This window comes from Vibrio sp. 10N.222.52.B12, from assembly GCF_002875385.1.
In the GTDB taxonomy this organism is placed as follows: domain Bacteria; phylum Pseudomonadota; class Gammaproteobacteria; order Enterobacterales; family Vibrionaceae; genus Vibrio; species Vibrio jasicida.
Map to the genome: position 1 here is coordinate 1 of NZ_MDAW01000151.1, position 995 is coordinate 995.

General features: G+C 42.0%; 1 protein-coding gene. It reads right to left on the bottom strand.

Annotation, left to right across the window (positions count from 1 at the left end):
- Positions 1–13: 13 nt before the first annotated feature.
- Positions 14–901, bottom strand: coding sequence for an IS982 family transposase (locus tag BCT11_RS23345; protein ID WP_102389400.1), 888 nt, complete (start codon positions 899–901; stop codon positions 14–16).
- Positions 902–995: the final 94 nt, after the last annotated feature.

The following is a 995-nucleotide window of genomic DNA, read 5'->3' on the forward strand; positions in this document are numbered from 1 at the left end:
ACCTGAGATCGGTTTAAGCCATCGCCATCAAACCAGACTTTTCAGTATTGGTGATGTTGAGTGATGGCTTTTCTGGCTTTAAGCAGTAAGCGATTAAGCCTCCAAGCAAGTTCAACATGAACCCATGCAAGCTACGATGGCGAGAATGCTCTATCTGAGATATGTTCTTCAGCTGGTCATTTATCGTTTCAATAATGAATCGCTTCGATAACATTGCACGATCCCAAGCAGCTAGGACTTTGGGTTTCATGTTCTTTCGGTGCGTTGTTATCAGCGTAATACCATCTTCTTTTAAGTCTTCAGTTAGCGCTTTACTGATATAGCCTTTGTCTGCATAAAGCTTGTCGAGCAGCCCTTTTGATAATTCACGAACAGGTTTTCTATCATCAGTATTTGCTGGCGTAAGTTTGGCCGCAACAATGTCACCAAGATGATTTGTAATGATGTGAAGTTTAAAGCCGTAGAACCAACCCATGGTACCTTTGCCTCGTGCTGCTGTTCCTTTGAACACTTTATGCCTTGGGATGCGCAAGTTGTGGCATACTTTGATGCTAGTAGAGTCAATAAATTCAATACCTGTCGGCTCTCCTTTTACATGAGTGAAGAAAGAGCTTAAAGGAACAAGCACCGAGGGCATCACCTCCAGAAAGCGGGTATAGCTCAGTAGCGTAGGAAATTCGCTTTTGTGGTATCGGTGAATAATGCCAAGATAGAAATTCTTAAAATCACGTTGGTGCGACATATGAAAAGCAATAATGATGGTCATTATTTCACTTTCAGACATACGTCCTTTGCGCTTTCGTTTACGTTCACCGTGTTCAAGTTGAAGTTTTTGCCATTGAGGTAGAAAAGCCTGACAGAAGTCATCGACATGGCAAAATAAGTCTATTAGTTTGTGCATAGCTGGTTCCTTTGCGATTGTTCTCTCTTGGTCGAAAGATCTGATCGCAGAGCCAGCTTTTAGTTCACTTCTATTTTTATCCCGAGTTCAGGTT

Coding starts and splice junctions, on each gene's coding strand:
- BCT11_RS23345 (WP_102389400.1), bottom strand. CDS start 901: ATGCACAAACTAATAGACTTATTTTGCCATGTCGATGACTTCTGTCAG.